The 18,953-nt window shown below is 59.8% G+C and carries 19 protein-coding genes; 7 read left to right on the forward strand and 12 right to left on the reverse strand.

What is annotated here, in order from left to right; genetic code table 11:
* Positions 1 to 39: 39 nt before the first annotated feature.
* From AC06G5_RS23760 to AC06G5_RS23775, 4 genes are all read right to left on the reverse strand, one after another.
* Positions 40 to 1,053, reverse strand: a complete 1,014-nt coding sequence (locus AC06G5_RS23760; RefSeq protein WP_480458445.1) for an ABC transporter substrate-binding protein — start codon at positions 1,051 to 1,053, stop codon at positions 40 to 42.
* Positions 1,050 to 1,598, reverse strand: a complete 549-nt coding sequence (locus AC06G5_RS23765; RefSeq protein ID WP_413704111.1) for a sigma-70 family RNA polymerase sigma factor — start codon at positions 1,596 to 1,598, stop codon at positions 1,050 to 1,052. Before AC06G5_RS23765 ends, AC06G5_RS23760 begins: the two co-directional genes overlap by 4 nt.
* Positions 1,599 to 1,738: 140 nt before the next feature.
* Positions 1,739 to 2,530: a phosphate/phosphite/phosphonate ABC transporter substrate-binding protein gene (locus AC06G5_RS23770; protein ID WP_413704110.1), complete on the reverse strand. Its 792-nt coding sequence runs from the start codon at positions 2,528 to 2,530 to the stop codon at positions 1,739 to 1,741.
* 157 nt (positions 2,531 to 2,687) lie between these two features.
* Positions 2,688 to 3,629: a fatty acid desaturase gene (locus AC06G5_RS23775; protein WP_480458446.1), complete on the reverse strand. Its 942-nt coding sequence runs from the start codon at positions 3,627 to 3,629 to the stop codon at positions 2,688 to 2,690.
* A 328-nt stretch (positions 3,630 to 3,957) separates the two neighbouring features.
* On the opposite strand from AC06G5_RS23775, the gene AC06G5_RS23780 reads away from it, so the two are divergent.
* A complete protein-coding gene (locus tag AC06G5_RS23780; RefSeq protein ID WP_480458447.1) occupies positions 3,958 to 4,371 on the forward strand; it encodes a GNAT family N-acetyltransferase in 414 nt (137 codons plus the stop codon).
* Between the two features lie 117 nt (positions 4,372 to 4,488).
* On the opposite strand, the gene def is transcribed toward AC06G5_RS23780, so the two are convergent.
* Together def and AC06G5_RS23790 are read right to left on the reverse strand one after the other, a co-directional pair.
* Positions 4,489 to 5,028 (reverse strand): peptide deformylase, encoded by a 540-nt coding sequence (gene def / locus AC06G5_RS23785; protein ID WP_413428722.1) that lies wholly within the window; start codon positions 5,026 to 5,028, stop codon positions 4,489 to 4,491.
* A 2-nt stretch (positions 5,029 to 5,030) separates the two neighbouring features.
* Positions 5,031 to 5,987, reverse strand: a complete 957-nt coding sequence (locus AC06G5_RS23790) for a YihY/virulence factor BrkB family protein (RefSeq protein ID WP_008019270.1) — start codon at positions 5,985 to 5,987, stop codon at positions 5,031 to 5,033.
* A gap of 356 nt (positions 5,988 to 6,343) precedes the next feature.
* On the opposite strand from AC06G5_RS23790, the gene AC06G5_RS23795 reads away from it, so the two are divergent.
* Positions 6,344 to 6,721: a hypothetical protein gene (locus tag AC06G5_RS23795; RefSeq protein ID WP_008019269.1), complete on the forward strand. Its 378-nt coding sequence runs from the start codon at positions 6,344 to 6,346 to the stop codon at positions 6,719 to 6,721.
* A gap of 170 nt (positions 6,722 to 6,891) precedes the next feature.
* Here the strand turns inward: AC06G5_RS23795 and fadD1 are convergent, their stop codons facing one another.
* Positions 6,892 to 8,592, reverse strand: a complete 1,701-nt coding sequence (gene fadD1, locus AC06G5_RS23800) for a long-chain-fatty-acid--CoA ligase FadD1 (protein WP_057399018.1) — start codon at positions 8,590 to 8,592, stop codon at positions 6,892 to 6,894.
* 380 nt (positions 8,593 to 8,972) lie between these two features.
* Entirely contained in the window at positions 8,973 to 10,661 is a 1,689-nt protein-coding gene (fadD2, locus tag AC06G5_RS23805) for a long-chain-fatty-acid--CoA ligase FadD2 (protein WP_413428725.1), read from the reverse strand.
* A 245-nt stretch (positions 10,662 to 10,906) separates the two neighbouring features.
* Between fadD2 and AC06G5_RS23810 the strand changes: the two genes are divergently transcribed.
* Together AC06G5_RS23810 and AC06G5_RS23815 are read left to right on the forward strand one after the other, a co-directional pair.
* Positions 10,907 to 11,851, forward strand: a complete 945-nt coding sequence (locus AC06G5_RS23810; RefSeq protein ID WP_413428726.1) for an alpha/beta hydrolase — start codon at positions 10,907 to 10,909, stop codon at positions 11,849 to 11,851.
* Between the two features lie 42 nt (positions 11,852 to 11,893).
* Positions 11,894 to 12,364: a MaoC family dehydratase gene (locus AC06G5_RS23815; RefSeq protein WP_096509380.1), complete on the forward strand. Its 471-nt coding sequence runs from the start codon at positions 11,894 to 11,896 to the stop codon at positions 12,362 to 12,364.
* Between the two features lie 122 nt (positions 12,365 to 12,486).
* On the opposite strand, the gene AC06G5_RS23820 is transcribed toward AC06G5_RS23815, so the two are convergent.
* Positions 12,487 to 12,954, reverse strand: a complete 468-nt coding sequence (locus tag AC06G5_RS23820; protein WP_413427434.1) for a ferritin-like domain-containing protein — start codon at positions 12,952 to 12,954, stop codon at positions 12,487 to 12,489.
* 203 nt (positions 12,955 to 13,157) lie between these two features.
* Here AC06G5_RS23820 and AC06G5_RS23825 point away from each other — a divergent pair, with 203 nt between their 5' ends.
* A complete protein-coding gene (locus AC06G5_RS23825) occupies positions 13,158 to 13,394 on the forward strand; it encodes a DUF3820 family protein (RefSeq protein ID WP_003227425.1) in 237 nt (78 codons plus the stop codon).
* A gap of 19 nt (positions 13,395 to 13,413) precedes the next feature.
* Complete coding sequence (locus AC06G5_RS23830; RefSeq protein WP_413704106.1) at positions 13,414 to 14,595, forward strand: aminotransferase class V-fold PLP-dependent enzyme; 1,182 nt, start codon at positions 13,414 to 13,416, stop codon at positions 14,593 to 14,595.
* A 302-nt stretch (positions 14,596 to 14,897) separates the two neighbouring features.
* Here the strand turns inward: AC06G5_RS23830 and AC06G5_RS23835 are convergent, their stop codons facing one another.
* Genes AC06G5_RS23835 through zwf form a run of 3 tightly spaced genes read right to left on the reverse strand, consistent with a single transcriptional unit; the run spans position 14,898 to position 17,750 of the window.
* A complete protein-coding gene (locus tag AC06G5_RS23835; RefSeq protein ID WP_008019264.1) occupies positions 14,898 to 15,563 on the reverse strand; it encodes a bifunctional 4-hydroxy-2-oxoglutarate aldolase/2-dehydro-3-deoxy-phosphogluconate aldolase in 666 nt (221 codons plus the stop codon).
* A gap of 17 nt (positions 15,564 to 15,580) precedes the next feature.
* Positions 15,581 to 16,294 (reverse strand): 6-phosphogluconolactonase, encoded by a 714-nt coding sequence (pgl, locus tag AC06G5_RS23840; protein ID WP_413427432.1) that lies wholly within the window; start codon positions 16,292 to 16,294, stop codon positions 15,581 to 15,583.
* Complete coding sequence (gene zwf, locus AC06G5_RS23845; protein ID WP_413427431.1) at positions 16,281 to 17,750, reverse strand: glucose-6-phosphate dehydrogenase; 1,470 nt, start codon at positions 17,748 to 17,750, stop codon at positions 16,281 to 16,283. The genes pgl and zwf overlap by 14 nt, the downstream gene beginning before the upstream one ends.
* 228 nt (positions 17,751 to 17,978) lie before the next feature.
* Between zwf and AC06G5_RS23850 the strand changes: the two genes are divergently transcribed.
* Positions 17,979 to 18,839: a MurR/RpiR family transcriptional regulator gene (locus AC06G5_RS23850; RefSeq protein ID WP_170948639.1), complete on the forward strand. Its 861-nt coding sequence runs from the start codon at positions 17,979 to 17,981 to the stop codon at positions 18,837 to 18,839.
* Positions 18,840 to 18,953: the final 114 nt, after the last annotated feature.

The following is an 18,953-nucleotide window of genomic DNA, read 5'->3' on the forward strand; positions in this document are numbered from 1 at the left end:
AATAAGCGCCGCCCTTGTACTTGCTGCATGGATACCGGATCACAAAGCTGCCGTGACTCGATTCGCCACCTCCCCCGGCACCCAGCCCTTCCACACCTGCGGCTGCTCACGCAAAAACGCTTCGGCGACTTCACGGGGTTTCTGGCGCTTTTCACTCATCTGGCCCAAGGTCTGGTTCAGCAGATCAATCGGCAGGTCGACCTTTTCAAAGAACGTCACCAGATCCGGGTATTGCGCCTTGAACGGTGCCGATACGCCGATGGCCAGGCTGGCCGGCATTGAGCGTGTGCCTTTGGGGTTCGGGTTGTTGGCATCGGCCAGGGTTTTCCAGGCTTCGGCGTCAAACGGCGGTTCGTCGAGTTTCACCAGTTTGAAGCGCCCCAGCAGCGGTGTCGGCGACCAGTAGTAGAACAGCACCGGTTTGCCACGGCGGATTGACGACGCCACCTCGGCATCCAGTGCGGCACCGGACCCTGTGCGGAAGTTGACGTAGCTGGCGGTCAGGTCATAAGCCTTGAGTTTCTGGCTGTTGACGATTTCCGAGGTCCAGCCGGTCGGGCTGTTGAGGAAGCGTCCGCGACTCGGGTCTTCGGGGTCGCGGAACACGTCCTTGTACTTCGCCAGATCAGCAACGGATTTCAGCTCCGGGGCCAATGGCTTGATGCCGCGCTCGGGATCGCCCTTGATCACGTACTCCGGCACCCACCAACCTTCGGTGGCGCCCTTGACCGTATCGCCGAGGCCGAACACCTTGCCCTCCCCGGCAGCCTTGACCCAGGCCGGGCTGCGTCCGGCCCACTCTTCACCGATGACCTGGATATCGTTTTTGGCCAGCGCCGCTTCAAGGCTGACGGTGCTGCCCGGCAGCGTGTCGGTCGGGTAGCCGTAACCTTTTTCAACGATCAGGCGCAGGATTTCGGTGATCAGGCTGCCGCTTTCCCAGGTGATGTCACCGAAGTGAATGGGTGCGGCTTTTTCCGTGGCCGATGCCGGGTGGGACAACAGGCTCAGGGCCAGCAACGAACTGCCGAGCAGGGTTTTGATCGATCTCATGCGGACCTCTTGTTCTGGAGTGGACGGTTCAGGGATTGATTGGCGCTGTGCCGGTCGCACAGGGCCTGGGAACGGGTCATGTAGTCGCTGACCGAACGCAGCGAGATGCCCAGCGCAGCGGCAATTTGCGGATAGGTCAGGCCGTCGATCCGCGATAGCAGGAAGGTCGAGCGCACTTTGCCTGGCAGCCGCTGAAGACTGCGATCGACACGGGCCAGGGTCTGGGACAACTGAGCCAGCTCTTCCGGCGATTCGGCGTGGATCGACCCGGCCTGTTGCAGTTGCTGCAGATACTGGCGCTCCAGATCACCTCGGCGCCAACGCTGATAGAGCAGGCGCCGGGCGATAGTGGTGAGCAAGGCACGGGGTTCACGGATTGCCGTCAGGCCAGGGGCTTCGAGCAGTTGCACGAAGGTTTCGCAGGCAATGTCTTCGACACCGGCGGCATCGTTCAGAGACTGGCGCAGGCGTGTGCAGAGCCAGTGGTAGTGAGCGCGGAACAGTCCGTCCACGTGTTTGCGGTGAAGTATATCGGCGCCGGACATAGGGGCTCCTGGGTTAGGGGTCGCTGAATGTCCGGTGGTCCGGTGAGGCGAATCCTAGCAAGGAGCCTTATTCTTTAATAATACTTAAAACTTATTTTTATATTCGTTAATAGAATTAAAAATAAATAGCCGATGGACCGCTAGCGCAAAACCCCATACCCCAACGCCTCGGCTTCTCGCTGATAGTCGAGCACCACCTGATAGTCGCTTTCGCTAGCCGGCAACACTTCAGGCAACCCGAGGATTTCGGCGACGTCAGGCAATTCGCGCAAGGCTTGATTCATCGCCTGCAATAGCGCTTCAGCCTGCTGATCGCTGACGGTGGCTGATGTGATGTAGGGTAACGTCGGGCTGAAAGCACTGCGAGCGATCACGCGCAAACCGGCCACTTCTTCTGCAGCGTGGCGCGCCAGATAGGCAAAGGTCACGCTGTCGATGGCCGCCAGATCGGCAAGGTCCTCGCGCAACCAGCGCAGACTTTCGCGATGGCTGCCGCTGATGCCGACCTGCGCAAAAAACCGTCCGTCACGTTGCAACGGCGCCAATCGGTGGCGCAGCAGATTCATGCCGCTGTTGGAGTCCTGGCCATTGATCACGCCTCGGCTGTCACGAAACTCCGGCAGGGTTCGCCGTGCGTCTTCGATTCGTCCCAGAATCAGGCTGCAATGATTGCCGCCACTGCTGTCCGGCAGTTCATAACGAGGGCGCCCCAGCACCCGGACCTTGCCGCGCAATGCCGTCATCAGCGGATAGCCGCAGGTTTGTGTGAGCAGCAGGTGTGGCGACAGCCACAGGTCCGCCAGTGACAGGCCTTCGGCATCACGGCGGGTTTCGCCCAAGTGTTCGAAGATTCGCGCCAGCCAGCGCTCGTTGGCCTGGTGGATGGGGTCGGGGGCGACGTACATCTGTAGTTCGGCGAGGTGTTGGGTCATCGAAATAGTCCCATGCGGCAAATTTCCAATGTGGGAGCGGCGGTGCGACGATTCGACTTGCTCGCGAAAGCGGTCAGACATCCAACATCTGAGTTGACTGGCACACCGCATTCGCGAGCAAGCCCGCTCCCACAGTAGATCTGTGGCGATTCAAAAATCAGTGAAACGGATGCCTCGGGCTGTCGATGGCCTTGACGCCATGTTCACGCCACAACTGCCCATAACCCTGCACCAGAAACCCGCCGCTGCGCGCCAGCCATTGCTCGCGGCGGGCCCTGTAGGCGCGGGGCAAGTCGTACCAGGGCAACCCCGGCAATTCGTGATGCACCAGATGAAAATTGAGGTTCAGAAACAACCAGCGCCATGGCCAGGCGGCCTCATTGAGCACGGTGCGTTGCTCCGGCGCTGCCTGAGGTCGATGTTCATAGTAGGAGCGAATCATGGCAATCGACAGCGCTGGCACGCTGATCAAAAACAGGTAATGCCAGACCGGCAATACGCTGAAGCGTGCGATGAACAGCAGCATCAAACCAGTCATCGCGCCGTGACTCAGCCACATCAGCCAGGCCTGGCGCTCACCTGCCCTCAGGCGCTGCAGTTCTTCGCGGGCCAGCGTCAGCAAGGCCAGCGGCGCGCCAAAGGCAAAGCGGCCGAGCACGGTTTTGTTCAGCCAGTGCAGGCTGCGCACCAGCAGTGAACTGCCCTGCCACTGCTCGGCGCTCAGGTAACGGCTTTCCGGATCGCGACCGGGGATCGTCAGGTCCTCGTCGCGGTGATGCAGCAAATGGCTATCGCGATACAAGGTGTACGGATACCAAACGGCAAACGGCGCGTAGCCAAGGATTTTGTTCAAGGTTGGCCAGCGCGTGGGATGACCGTGCAGCAGTTCGTGTTGCACGGATAACCACAGCACCAGCAATGGGATCAGCAACAGCGTGCTCCACCACAAACCCAGCCGATGGCTGTTCAGCACGATGCCAAACCAGCCGCCATACACGCCGGTCAACAGCAACCAGGTCGGCCATTCGGTGCGTGCGGTGAAGCGTCGACGCAGGGTTTCGATTTCTTGTTGGTGGGCGCTATCGAAGTAATGGGGCATGGCGTTGCTCAGATCGGGACCAGTCCCTTTCTGTGCAATGGCCTTGGGAAATCTTGCAGATTATTTTCAGGTGGATCGCTCCCATGTTGCATGGGAGCGATCAATCAACGCCGGATCAGTGACCGAACACGCCGACCTTTTTGGCTTTCTTGTCCGCACGCTTTTCAATGGCGGTTTTCACTGGTTTCTTTTTTGCCGCTTTCTTTGAATCCATACCTTTGGACATGATGCGTACTCCACTCATGGGGATGTGAAATCAGGTATACACCTATCCCGGCGCGTGTGTTCTTTTATAATCGCCCGCTTTGCCTACCGATAGTCCAAAACCATGCCCGACACCCAATACACCCTGCTCGACGAGCCGTTATGGCCATTGATGAACAAGTTCTACCGCGCTCACCAATCGTCGATGAAGGCCGTGCGCGACGCGCAGTTGTGGGTGGCCCGGCGTGACGGGATCGTTGCCGCGCTGTGTTTGCGCCCCGTGTCCGGTGGGCATTGGCTGACCGGGTTGTTTGTCGATCCGCAGTGTCGCGAACAAGGGCTTGCCGCCGGGTTGATTGCGGCCGCAGTGAAGGATTGCGAACTGCCGGTGTGGCTGTTCTGTCATCCGGATTTGCGGGGGTTTTACGAGCGCCGCGGCTTTACTTTCGATCCGCCGATGCCTTACGCGATGGTTGAACGCTTGAGCCGATACGCGCGCAGCAAGCCGATGATTGCGATGGGACTGGAGCTGAAATAACGGGATCAAAAATGTGGGAGCGGGCTTGCTCGCGAAAGCGGTCTGTCAGTCACCATCAATGCCGACTGTCAGACCGCTTTCGCGAGCAAGCCCGCTCCCACAGGGTTCTGTGTTGCATCAGTCGTCCGCCTTGGGGTCCAGGTCCGGGAACATCACCTCGGTGAAGCCAAACTTGCTGAAGTCGGTAATGCGCGACGGGTACAGGCGGCCGATCAGGTGATCGCATTCATGCTGCACCACCCGTGCGTGGAAGCCCGAAGCAATGCGCACGATGGGCTCGCCCTTGGGATCGACGCCTTCGTAGCGAATCTGCTGGTAACGTTGCACCGCGCCGCGCAGGCCCGGTACGGACAAACAGCCTTCGAAACCCTCTTCCAGGGTCGGGCTGAGCGGTGTGATCAACGGGTTGATCAGGATCGTCTGCGGCACCGCCTCGGCATCCGGATAACGCTCGCTGTGCTCGAAACCGAAGATCACCAGCTGCAGGTCGACACCGATCTGCGGAGCAGCCAGGCCAACGCCTCCCACACTTTCCATGGTCTGGAACATGTCATCGATCAGTTGCCACAGCTCGGGGCTGTCGAACATCTCGGCCGGCACTGGCGGGGCAACGCGCAGCAGGCGCTCATCGCCCATTTTCAGAATTTCACGAATCATGATCAGGTTTCATCAATGGTCGGTTTGTGTGAGTGATCGCGCCCCAGTCCCGACACGTGGTGTTTTTCCTCATGGACGGGACCATGCTCGCCAGCCACTTTTTCGCCAGGGTCCTTGCCCCCTCGCGACATGTGTTCGATCACCGCGTTCATCTCCGCGCCCAGCAGCAGCACCGCGGCGGAAATGTAGAAGTACAGCAATAGCACAATGATCGCACCGATACTGCCATACATGGCGTTGTAGTTGGCGAACTCCTTGACGTACAAGCCGAAGCCCAGGGAGGCGATGATCCACACGACCACCGCGAGCACCGAGCCTGGGGTGATGAAGCGAAACTCCTGTTTGACGTCGGGCATGACGTAGTAGATCAACGCCACCGCGACCATCAGCAAAATCACGATCACCGGCCAGCGCGCGATGGTCCAGAGCGTGACGATAAAGTACTCAAGGCCGACTTGCTTGGCGATCCACTCCATCACCTGCGGCCCGAGCACCATGAGCGCTGCGGCGATCAGCAGCATGCCGGCAATGCCGACGGTGTAGATGATCGACAACGGAAAGCGTTTCCACAGCGGGCGCCCTTCGACCACGTCGTAGGCGGCGTTCATCGCGCTCATCATCAGCCGCACCCCGGCGGAGGCGGTATACAGCGCAATCACGATCCCCACCGAGAGCAAGCCACCCTTGGATTGCTGCAGCTGGTCGATCACCGGGTTGACCTGCTCCAGTGCCTGGGGCGGCAATACCAGTTCCGATTGCAGGCGCAGCCAGGAGAAGAAATCCGGCAGGTGCAGGAAGCCGATCAGGGCAATCAGGAAAAGGATGAACGGAAACAGCGAAAACAGCATTTGATAGGCCAGCGCCGAGGCATAGGTCGACATCTCGTCGGCGATGAACTCGGTGACCGTGCGCATCATCACACGGTGCAGGGGCAAGCCTCTCATGTCCGGAAAAATCATTAGCGTCTCCATTCGCCGCATTCGCATTTGGGTTGAAGTCGTGGCGACTCTGGGGGCCGTTTCCTTCACCAAGGTAGCCCAGTTGGCGACTTTGAAACAAATTCAGTGTGCAAGTTCAGGCTGACACAAAAATGGCCATCCGGGGATGACCGCTTCTTCTTTTATTAAAGGCATTTCAATGGGAGGAAAGGTCGTTACATAAGGTTGACCGGGGGCTTTTGCAGGGAGTTTCATTTATTTGCACCACGACATTTCATCGTTCAGTGCAGGTTGCGCTTTATGTTTGCCGGCCAACCCCTGAGAATGCGCAACACATTCAGGCCATGGCGCTGAAGATCCAATCCCGTAGGAATGTTATGAAACTCGATAAAAAGCAGGCCATTGCCCGCAGAAACCAGGAACTCGGCGGTGCTGTGCTTGGCGTCAACAACTGCCACTTCACCGAATTGAACCGCAACCGCAATATCTGGTGGTTCGACATCCCGGTATCGCGCCTGGCCGTGGGTCAGTACGAGTGGATTCACCTGCTGATGCACACGCCGGACACCGACGAGCTGCTGCACCTGAAAGTGCCGACCGTGTTCCTGCGCGAGAAGCTCGAAGGCCTGGTGGTACGCAATGAAGGCAAGCGCAAGGCTGCATTGAGCCTGGAACTGAGCGCCGACAAGGACTCCTTCCTGCAGGACATGCGCCCGGCGGGCACCAACGTCAACTTCGCGCCGTTCCGTCAATAACCGTCATTCCTGTAGGAGCGAGCTGGCTCGCGATGGACGTCAACGATGACGCGGGCTGTCTGAATGAACGCGTTGTCTGTACCTTTTTCGCGAGCATGCTCGCTCCTACAGAGGATCGGTGTTGCCAGCCGACCAACAAAAAGCCCCGCATCGGCGGGGCTTTTTGTTGATTACGCGGTGGCTTTCTTCGCGTTGATCTTCTTCAGTTCTTCATCGCGCAATTCACGGCGCAGGATCTTGCCGACGTTGGTGGTCGGCAGTGCGTCACGGAACTCCACGGAGCGCGGGACCTTGTAGCCGGTGACGTTGGCGCGCATGTGCTCCATCACCTGTTCCTTGGTCAGGGTCACGCCCGGCTTGGCAACGATGAAAATCTTGATCGCCTCGCCCGACTTTTCGTCCGGCACGCCGATGGCCGCGCATTGCAGCACGCCCGGCAGGGTAGCCAACACGTCTTCGAGCTCGTTCGGGTACACGTTGAAACCGGAAACCAGGATCATGTCTTTCTTGCGATCGACAATGCGCATGAAGCCATCGGGCTGGATCAGCGCAATGTCACCGGTCTTCAACCAGCCTTCGCTGTCGAGGATCTCGTCGGTGGCTTCCTGGCGCTGCCAGTAACCCTTCATGACTTGCGGGCCCTTCACGCACAGTTCGCCGATTTCACCCAGCGGCTGCTCGACACCGGCATCGTTGATGACTTTGCACAGGGTCGACGGCACCGGAATGCCAATGGTGCCGACCTGGATGTGCTGGATCGGGTTCACCGTCGCCACCGGGCTGGTTTCGGTCATGCCGTAACCTTCGCAGATGGCGCAACCGGTCACCGCTTTCCAGCGTTCGGCCGCCGCCAGTTGCAGGGCCATGCCGCCCGACAAGGTAACTTTCAGCGCGGAGAAATCCAGCTTGCGGAAACCTTCGTTGTTGCACAGGGCTACGAACAGTGTGTTCAAACCGACAAAGCCGCTGAACTTCCACTTCGACAGTTCCTTGACCATCGCCGGCAAGTCGCGCGGGTTGCTGATCAGGATGTTGTGGTTGCCCGCCAGCATCATCGCCATGCAGTGAAAGGTGAACGCATAGATGTGGTACAGCGGCAGCGGTGTGATCAGGATCTCGCAACCTTCATTGAGGTTGGACCCCATCAGCGCCTTGCACTGCAGCATGTTCGCCACCAGGTTGCGGTGGGTCAGCATCGCGCCCTTGGCCACGCCGGTGGTACCGCCGGTGTATTGCAGCACCGCGACATCGCCACTGGCCGGGTTGGCTTCCGCCACTGGCTGGCCCAGGCCTTTGCTCAGCACGTCATTGAACTTGACGGCTTTTGGCAAGTGATAGGCCGGCACCATCTTCTTCACGTACTTGATGACGCTGTTGACCAGCAAGCGCTTGAGCGGCGGCAGCAGGTCGGCGACTTCGGTGACGATCACGTGCTTGACGCCGGTTTTCGGCACCACGGTTTCAGCCAGGTGCGCCATGTTGGCCAGGCAGACCAGGGCCTTGGCACCGGAGTCGTTGAATTGGTGTTCCATTTCCCGCGCGGTGTACAGCGGGTTGGTGTTGACTACGATCAGCCCGGCGCGGATCGCGCCGAAGACGGCAACCGGGTACTGCAACACGTTGGGCAGTTGCACGGCGATTCGATCGCCAGGCTGCAAGTCGGTATGCTGTTGCAGGTAAGCGGCAAACGCACCGGACAATTCGTACAGTTCACCGTAGGTGAGTGTCTTGCCCAGGTTGCTGAATGCCGGCTTGTTGGCGAAGCGTTGGCAGGATTGCTTCAACACTGCCTGAATATTCGGGTACTCGTCGGGATTGATGTCGGCAGCAATCCCGGCTGGGTACTTATCCTTCCAAAAGTCTTCGATCATGGAAGCCCACTCCTCAGCAACGCGAATTCAGCACCGCATTTGATGCGATTATTATTGGTGTTTGGCCATTGGTAAATCTGGCTGATAGAAGGCCGAGAAGTCACAAAGCGCGCCGAGAGTAGCAGCTTTGCAAAGGGTCGACTAGAGCCAAAAGCGGCCTCTACGGTCACTTTTATGACTCAAGACTTACAAGCGGTCATTTTAGAGCAAAAAACCTATATGTCGCTGAAAGCCCCGAAATTCGGGGCTTTCGCTTAAACCTGTAGGAGCGAGCTTGCTCGCGAAAAACGTCCGGGCAACGCGATCATTCAGACAGGGCGCGTTATCGTTGACGTCCATCGCGAGCGTGCTCGCTCCTACAGGGGTCAGCTATTCACCGATCAGGCGATATCTCGCAACTCCCGCCGCAGGATCTTGCCCACCGGGGTCATCGGCAGCGATTCGCGCAGCACGATGTGCTTGGGTACCTTGTACGCCGTGAAGTTCTCCTTGCAGTAAGCCTTCAGCTCTTCAAGGCTGACGCCCGCTTCACGGGCCACCACGAACAGCTTCACCGCCTCCCCCGACCGCTCGTCGGGTACACCGATGACCGCACAGTTGGCGACTTTCGGGTGTGCCATCACCACGTCTTCGATCTCGTTCGGGTACACGTTGAAACCCGAGACAATGATCATGTCCTTCTTGCGGTCAACGATACGCACGAAACCGTCCGGGTCGATCACCGCGATATCACCGGACTTGAACCAGCCCTCGGCATCCAGCACTTCGGCCGTGGCCTCGGGTTTCTGCCAGTAGCCCTTCATGATCTGCGGGCCCTTGATGCACAGCTCGCCACGTTCGCCCAAAGGTTGTTCGACACCGTCATCGCTGATGACTTTCAGCGCAGTGCCCGGCACCGGCAGGCCGACCGTGCCGATCCGCGACTGGTCGCCATACGGGTTGGTACAGGCCACCGGCGAAGTTTCGGTCAGGCCGTAACCTTCGGTGATGCGGCAACCGGTCAGTTGTTCCCAACGTTCGGCTGTCGCCTTGACCAGCGCAGTGCCGCCGGAGTTGGTGAGCTTGAGGCTGGAGAAGTCCAGGGTCTTGAAGTCCGGATGATCCATCAGCGCGACGAACAGCGTGTTGAGCCCCAGCAGCGCCGAGAACCGCCAGTTCTTCAGTTCCTTGATGAAGCCGCCAATGTCGCGCGGGTTGGTGATCAGCACGTTGTGGTTGCCCGTCACCATCATGCACATGCAGTTCGCCGTGAAGGCATAGATGTGGTACAGCGGCAGCGGCGCGATCATCACCTCCTGCCCTTCGCGCAACAGCGGTTGCCCGTCGCGGCCGAACTGTCCCAGACAGGCCCGTGCCTGTTGCATGTTCGCCACCAGGTTGCCGTGGCTCAGCATCGCGCCCTTGGCCAGGCCCGTGGTGCCGCCGGTGTATTGCAGCACGGCGATGTCGTCGAGGCCGACGTTCAGCGGCTTGATACCCAGGCCACGGCCCATGCGCAATGCGCTCTTGAAAGAAACGGCCTGGGGCAAGGAATAGTCCGGGACCATCTTCTTGACCTTGCTCACCATCGTGTTGACCAGCCAACCCTTGGCGGTGGGCATCAGGTCGCCCATCTTCGCTTCGATCAGGTACTGGATATCGGTGTCGGGGAGCACTTCCTGGACTTTCTGGCCGAACACGTTCAGGTACACCAGCGCCCGGGCACCGGAATCCTTGAACTGATGACGCATTTCCCGCGCGGTGTACAACGGGTTGGTGTTGACCACGATCAACCCGGCGCGCAAGGCCCCGAACACGGCAATCGGGTAATGCAGGACGTTGGGCATCTGCACCGCGATGCGGTCCCCCGCCACCAGGTCGGTGTGGGCTTGCAGATAACCGGCGAAGGCCGCGCTTTGGCGTTCCAGCTCCGCGTAGGTCAGGGTCACGCCCATGTTGCTGAACGCCGGGCGGTCAGCAAACTTCTTGCAGGAACGCTCGAACACCTCGATCACCGACTTGTAGGCTCCCAGATCGATATCCAGGGGTACACCGGCCGGGCGTTTGTCATTCCAGAAATCAGGTTGCATTGTTGTTGTCCTCTTTACCTGAATCTATCCGGGGCCACTTTTCTGTCATTTTTCAAAAAAAATGCAAAAAGCGGAGCTTCACGGACACTAGCAGTTATGACGTAGCAGGCAAATATGCCCACCGCTGTCATTGATCCCATGAATCTTCTTGCCGTGGCGCAAGCTGATCAGACGCCCGGCCAAGGATGCGCTATAAACTGCAACGAGCTAATTGCGACCAGGCAGCCTCATGCAAAGGAACCGCCATGATCCATGACACTTTCTGGCTGACCACGAGCGACCACAGCCGCCTCTTCGTCAACCAGTGGCTACCCGAGGGCAGCCTCAAGGCAATGATTCTGCTGGCCCACGGCATGGCCGAGCACAGCGGTCGCTATGGCCCCCTTGCGCAAAAACTCTGTGACCAGGGCTATGGCGTGTGCGCGCCGGACCTGCGTGGACATGGCAAAACTGCCGAAAACGGGACACTCGGGCATTTCGCCGATGACCATGGCTGGTCCAAGGTCGTGAGCGACCTGGCCTGCCTCAACCAGCACATCGGCCAACAGCACCCTGGCATACCGATCGTACTGCTCGGTCACAGCATGGGCAGTTACGTTGCCCAGGCTTATCTGCTGCACCACAGCGCCAGCCTGCACGGGGCGATCCTCAGCGGCTCGAACTTCCAGCCTGTGGCGCTTTATCGTGCGGCACGGCAAATCGCCCGTTTCGAACGCCTGCGCCAAGGCCGCCAAGGGCGCAGCGCATTGATCGAATGGCTGTCGTTCGGCTCGTTCAACAACAAGTTCAAACCGGCACGTACGCCGTTCGACTGGCTCAGCCGTGATCCGGCGCAGGTCGATCTGTACGTCAACGACCCGCTCTGCGGTTTCCGTTGCACCAATCAACTGTGGATCGACTTGCTCGGTGGCTTGCAGCAAATCAGCAAAGCGTCCAATCTCGCGCAGATCGACCCGGGCCTGCCGTTGCTGGTGATTGGCGGTGAATGTGATCCGGTGAGCGAAGGCAAGCGTCTCAAGGATCTGGCCGACGCGCTGCGCGCGGCCGGCAGCCAGCACCTGCAACTGACCGTTTACCCGCAGGCACGGCACGAACTGTTCAACGAGAGCAACCGCGATGAAATCATCGCCGATGTGCTGAACTGGATCGCACAGGCCTTGAGTACGCCTCGGCCGCACCGATCCGAATAGTTTTTTTGTGAATTTTTTAATTCGTCACAGGAATTGAGACAGATGACCCAGGTTACCAACACCCCTTACGAAGCCCTCGAAATCGGCCAGACCGCCAGCTTCAGCAAGACCGTCGAAGAGCGCGACATCCAGTTGTTCGCCGCGATGTCCGGCGATCACAACCCGGTGCACCTGGATGCCGAATACGCCGCCAGCACCATGTTCAAGGAGCGCATCGCCCACGGCATGTTCAGCGGTGCGTTGATCAGCGCGGCGGTAGCCTGCGAGTTGCCTGGACCGGGGACTATCTACATCGGCCAGCAGATGAGCTTTCAGAAACCGGTGAAGATCGGCGACACGCTGACCGTACGCCTGGAAATTCTCGAAAAACTGCCGAAGTTTCGCGTGCGCATTGCCACTCGCGTGTTCAACCAGCGCGATGAACTGGTGGTGGATGGCGAGGCGGAAATCCTCGCACCACGCAAGCAACAGAGCGTGACGCTGACGGAACTGCCGGCCATCAGCATCGGTTGATTCACCGCATATACCTGTGGGAGCGGGCTTGCTCGCGAAGGCGGCGTATCAGTCACTATCAATGGTGACTGATACGCCGCCTTCGCGAGCAAGCCCGCTCCCACAGTTGTTTCAACCAGACATTACGAACGCGCACGCGCCTGGTTACGCAGGGCCTTGACCTGATCGTGATTGCGTTGCACGCCGTGGTACTGGCGCTCAACCAGGTCACGAATGCCCACCAGGTTGTGCTTGTTGATTTTCTCCATGGCGTCCCGGTAAGCCTTCAACGCATGGTCTTCACCACGCTCGGCTTCATTGAGTACGGCCTCCTCGCCCTTGCCGGTGAACATCGACTTCACGTCGACCCAGCGACGGTGCAAGTCACCGCGGACACTGGTGGAGGTTTGCGGATCGCCGCCCATCGAACGCACGGCGGACTGCAGTTCCGTAGCGGCCGTAGCACAATCGGCGGAACGCGCGATGAACAGGTTTTTGAGTTCAGGGTGCTTGATGTCTTCAGCGCAAGTCTTGAACCCGGCCTGACCGTCCTTGCTGGTTTCGATCAGGTCGTTGAGTACGGAAATCGCTTCTTTATTCATGTCGGTCATTTTTCAGTTCCTCACGATTGATGAAAGATGCAATGAGTGGTGCACCCTGCATGCCAGCCTGGAACTGCTTACTTATCCGTTATTTTTCAAACGCTTATCCATTATCAAAAAATCTGTATCCGTTTTATTTGCATGATCTGTCAATTGGCCTGCATGCAGAATGCCTGTATTTTCCAGACTGACTGAATCAAGACGACCGACCGATGAATCCTGAAAAGCTCGAACTGCTGATCACCCGCGAAATGCCTTTCGGCAAGTACAAGGGCCGAATCATTGCCGACCTGCCCGGCCCTTACCTGAACTGGTTCGCCCGGGAAGGTTTCCCTCACGGCGAGTTGGGCGGCCTGTTGGCCCTGATGCAGGAAATCGATCACAACGGCTTGTCGGACCTGCTCGAACCGCTACGCGCCAAACACGGCAAACCTGCCCCGCGCCACTGAATCACCTACCGAGTAGCCCATGCCCGACAACACCCGCCGTGCCCGTGATGAAGCCTTCTGGCAAACCTTTGCCGACCGCTACGATGTCGAACCCGGCCCGCTCAACCTGGAGAACGGTTACTTCGGTCGCATGTCGCGCACGGTGGTCGAGGAATACCAGCGCAACATCGAGCTCATCAATCGCAGCAATTCGGTCTACGTGCGCCAGCGCTTCGAACAGGGCGACAGCCTGAAGATCCGCGCGCAATTGGCGAGGTTGACAGGCGCACCCGCCGACAGCATCGCCCTGACCCGTAACGCGTCGGAAGGTTTGCAGTCGCTGATCCGCAACTACAACCGGCTGCAGCCCGGCGATCAGGTACTGGTCTGCGATCTGGAATACGACACGGTCAAAGGCGCCATGCGCTGGCTGGCACGCAATCGTGGTGTCGAAGTGATCGAGATCGAACACACCCACCCGGCAACCTTCGACAGCCTGCTCAACACCTATCGGGAAGCCTTCGCGCGGCATCCGCGGCTGAAGCTGATGGCCCTGACCCACGTCACCCATCGCACGGGCCTGGTGATGCCGGTGCAGGCGATTGCAGCCGCTGCGAAGGAACATGGCATCGACGTCATCCTCGATGGAGCCCATGCCCTCGGCCAACTCGAATTTGACCTGGCCGGGCTCGGTATCGCCTTTGCCGGCTACAACCTGCACAAGTGGATCGGCGCCCCGCTGACGCTCGGCTTCATCTACATCGCCCCCGAACGCCTGGCCGACATCGACCCGGACATGGGCGAGATGCACTTCCCGGTTACAGACATTCGTGCCCGTACGCCGTACAGCACACCGAACATCCCGGCGCTGCTGACCTTGCCGCTGGTCCTCGAGGAGCATCACGCCATGGGCGGCGCGGCGGCCAAAGGTTCGCGGCTCAACTACCTGCGCAACCTGTGGGTCCGCCCCGTGCGCGAACTGCCGGGCATCGAAGTCCTGACCCCGGACGACCCGCGACTGTACTGCGGCATCACGGCCCTGCGTTTCATCGCACAGACCGATCAGCAGGCGATGGTCGAGCGGCTGCTCAAGGACTACAACCTGTTCACCGTGGTACGCACCGGCGCGGCGTGCGGCCCGTGCATCCGCATCACTCCGGGGCTGACCACCACCGCCGGGCACATGACGCGGCTGACCACAGCGCTGGCGGAGTTGTGCTGACCTGCTCGCGATGGGCGTGAACGATAACGCGGGAACCCGATGACCAACGGTACCTGTAGGAGCGAGCTTGCTCGCGATGGTCGTGAATGATGACCCGGGAACCCGGAAGCCAGCGGTGCCTGTAGGAGCGAGCTTGCTCGCGATGGTCGTGAACGATGACGCGGGAACCCGGTAGCCAGCGGTGCCTGGAGGTTTTTCGCGAGCGAGCTCGCTCCTACAGGTATTAAGGGCAAAAAAAAACGGTGCACCGACCAAGCGCACCGTAAAGCCGTAGAACACACAACGAGTGTCGGGTGAAGCGATCAGTCCAGCAGCGCCAAGGCCTCGGCGGTGCATTCCTGAATGCGGGCCCAGTCGCCGTTCTTGATCCACTCCGGATCAAGCATCCAGCTACCGCCCACGCACATGACGTTTTTCAACGCCATGTAGCTCTTGATATTGGCCGGGCCGACGCCGCCGGTCGGGCAGAATTTCACTTCGCCGAACGGGCCGCCCAAAGCCTTTATGGCCGCGACGCCGCCGCTGACTTCGGCCGGGAACAACTTGAATCGGCGGTAACCCAGAGCGTAGCCTTCCATGATGCCCGAGGCATTGCTGATGCCTGGCAACAGTGGAATCGGGCTGGCGACGCTGGCTTCCAGCAAGTCGCGGGTGATGCCCGGCGTGACGATGAATTGCGAGCCCGCCGCTTCGGCGGCAGCCAGCATCTGGCGATCGAGCACGGTGCCGGCACCGGTCACCAGCTCAGGACGCTGCTCGCGCAGAATCTGGATGGCCTTGAGGCCGAATTGCGAACGCAGGGTCACTTCCAGGGCCGTCAGGCCGCCGGCCGCGAGCGCGTCGGCCAACGGCAGAACGTCCTGCTCGCGGGCGATGGTGATCACCGGCAGAATCCGCGCCTTCGCGCAGAGGCTGTCGATCAGGGCAACTTTGTCCGCCATGGAAACGGTCGGGGATGGGTTTGTCATAGCGGCTGTTCCTTGGCTCATGGGCACCAGTAAATCTCTAACGTGGGTTGCAGAAATGCGCGCACCGGCATTTCGGCGACATCGTCACCGGCCAGCGCGAAACTCAAGGTGGTCAGCTTGGACTGACCGGAAATCGACAGAATCTTGTGTTTGGCCGAAGCCAGCAGCGCGCGACTCATGGTCAGGCGCTGACGCGGCACGGTCGGCGCCAGCATCGGCCAGCAACGACGTGTACCGTCGACTTTCAAGGCCTCGTCAAGGTTCGGGCTGTTGGGGAACAGCGACGCGGTGTGGCCGTCATCGCCCATGCCGAGGATCAGCACGTCGATCACCGGCAACTCGGACAACAAACGGTCGGCCTGCTCGGCTGCCTGCTCGAGGTTGGCACTGGCGCTGTACAGGCTCAGGAACTGCGCCTTGGCCGCCGGGCCTTGCAAGAGATATTTCTTGAGCAGGCCAGCGTTACTGTCGGCGTGCTCCACCGGCACCCAACGCTCGTCAGCCAGGCTGACCACCACGTTGGACCAGTCCAGCGCCTGCCTGGCCAGGTGCTGGAAAAACGCCACCGGGCTGCGGCCACCGGACACCACCAGCGTCGCTGTACCCTGGGCGTCGATTGCATCGCTCAGTTGCTTGGCCACATTCAGCGCCAGGCTTTCGGCCAGCAGCACCGGGCTCTTGAACGCATGGGCGCTGACGCCCTGCGGCAGTTTCAAATCAGATATCGCCATACCATGACCTCCCGTCCCGCGTGATCAGTGCAATGGAGCTCATCGGCCCCCAGGACCCTGCCGCGTACGGCTTGGGCGCATCGCCGGACTTTTTCCACCCGGCGATCAACTGGTCACACCACTTCCACGCGGCTTCGATTTCATCTTTACGGACAAACAGGTTCTGATTGCCGCGCATCACTTCCAGCAACAACCGCTCGTAGGCATCGGGAATCCGTGCGCTGCTCCAAGTGTCGGAAAAATTCAGCTGCAACGGACCGCTGCGCAGCTGCATGCCTTTATCCAGGCCTTGATCCTTGGTCATCACGCGCAAGGAAATGCCTTCGTCCGGTTGCAGGCGGATAATCAGCTTGTTGCTGATTTGCAGGCGCTGCTCGGGAGCGAAGATGTAGTGCGACGGTTCCTTGAAGTGGATGACGATCTGCGACAGCTTCTGCGGCATGCGCTTGCCGGTACGCAGGTAAAACGGCACGCCGGCCCAGCGCCAGTTACGGATGTCGGCACGCAGGGCGACGAAGGTTTCGGTGTCGCTCTGGGTGTTGGAATTGGGTTCTTCCAGGTACCCCGGTACCGCCTTGCCTTCGCTGTAGCCGGCGATGTACTGGCCGCGCACCACTTGAGTGGTCAGGCCTTCCGGGCTGATCGGCGCCAGGGCCTTGAGCACCTTGACCTTCTCGTCACGGATGCTGTCGGCGGACAGGTCGGCCGGTGGGTCCATGGCGATCAGGCAGAGCAGTTGCAGCAGGTGGTTCTGGATCATGTCGCGCAGCTGGCCGGCCTTGTCGAAGTAACCCCAGCGGCCTTCGATACCGACCTTCTCGGCCACGGTGATTTCCACGTGGGAAATGTAGTTCTGGTTCCACTGGGTTTCGAACAGGCTGTTGGCGAAACGCAGGGCGATCAGGTTCTGGACGGTCTCTTTGCCCAGGTAGTGGTCGATGCGGTAGGTGCGGTTCTCCGGGAAGAATTGCGCCACGGCGTCGTTGACCTTGCGCGAGGATTCCAGGTCCGAACCGATGGGTTTTTCCAGCACCACACGGGTGTTTTGCGCCAGGCCGACCTTGGCCAGGTTTTCGCAAATCGCGCCGTATACGGCGGCCGGGGTCGCAAAATAAGCGATGACTCGCTGCGCGGTGCCGGCGACTTCGGCCAGGGCCACATAATCTTCGGTTTTGAGGAAGTCGACGTGCAGGTAGCTCAGGCGCGCCAGAAAACGCTCGACCACGGCGTCGTCCAGCTCTTTGGCACCGACATAGCGGCGCAGCTCGGAAGCAATGAACGCCAGGTGTTCCTGTTCGCTGCCTGGCTCACGGGCCAGCGCGATAATACGCGTGTCCTCGTGCAGCAGGCCGGCGCCGTCGAGTTGATAGAGGGCAGGAAACAGCTTGCGCAAGGCCAGATCGCCCAAGGCGCCGAACAAGGCAAAGGTGCACGGTTCAACCGTAATCGAGAGCATGATGTTTGTTCTTTTATCAAGTTAAGCTACAAATACCTTTTTTCAAGGCATCACTCAAGGGAAAATGTAGTAATAACCACAACATTTTCGCAAAATACAGATTCCGAGTGGTGGTCGGTCGGAGCCATCAGTAGGATAGGCCACCGTTACGGGCCTCACCAAAGGCCCTTTTTGCATTAGCCGCGCGCTTATCGGTGCCGGTGAATCAAGGAATCCCATATGGACCGCGTGCGAAATTTACTGGAACAAATCCAGAATCGCCTTGAAGAGCTGAACAAGGCCGAGCGCAAAGTCGCCGAGGTGATCCTGCTCAACCCGCAGCAGGCCACCCGGTTCAGCATCGCTGCCCTCGCCCAGGCGGCTTCGGTCAGCGAACCGACGGTCAACCGTTTCTGCCGTTCGTTCGGCGTCAGCGGCTACCCCGAGCTCAAACTGCAACTGGCCCAGAGCCTGGCCAGTGGCGCCGCGTACGTCAGCCGTGCAGTGGAAGCCGACGACAATCCTGAAGCCTATACCCAGAAGATCTTCGGCAGCGCCATTGCCTCGCTGGACAGCGCTTGCCAGGCACTGGACCCGAACCTGATCAGCCGCGCCGTCGACCTGTTGATCCAGGCCCGGCAAATCCACTTCTTCGGCCTCGGTGCCTCGGCTCCGGTGGCCCTGGATGCACAGCACAAGTTCTTCCGCTTCAATCTCGCCGTCACGGCCCACGCCGACGTGCTGATGCAGCGCATGATTGCCTCGGTGGCCCACACCGGCGAGTTGTTCGTGATCATTTCCTACACCGGTCGCACCCGCGAACTGGTGGAAGTCGCGCGCATCGCCCGGGAAAACGGCGCTTCAGTGCTGGGCCTGACCGCCGAGAACTCGCCGCTGGCCAAGGCCAGCACCCTGAGCCTGAACATTCCGCTGCCGGAGGACACCGACATCTACATGCCGATGACGTCGCGGATCATCCAGCTCACCGTGCTGGACGTGCTCGCCACCGGCATGACCTTGCGCCGGGGCGTGGACTTCCAGCCGCACTTGCGCAAGATCAAGGAGAGCCTGAATGCCAGCCGGTATCCGGTGGGTGATGAGTTCAACTGACCGATCCTGAATCTTTACTGCTTGAAAGGGCGCCTTCGCGAGCAAGCCCGCTCCCACAGGTGACCAGGTTCCTTCAGTTGGAATGTGGTCGAATGTGGGAGCGGGCTTGCTCGC

Source organism: Pseudomonas sp. WT-JTC, assembly GCF_056711565.1.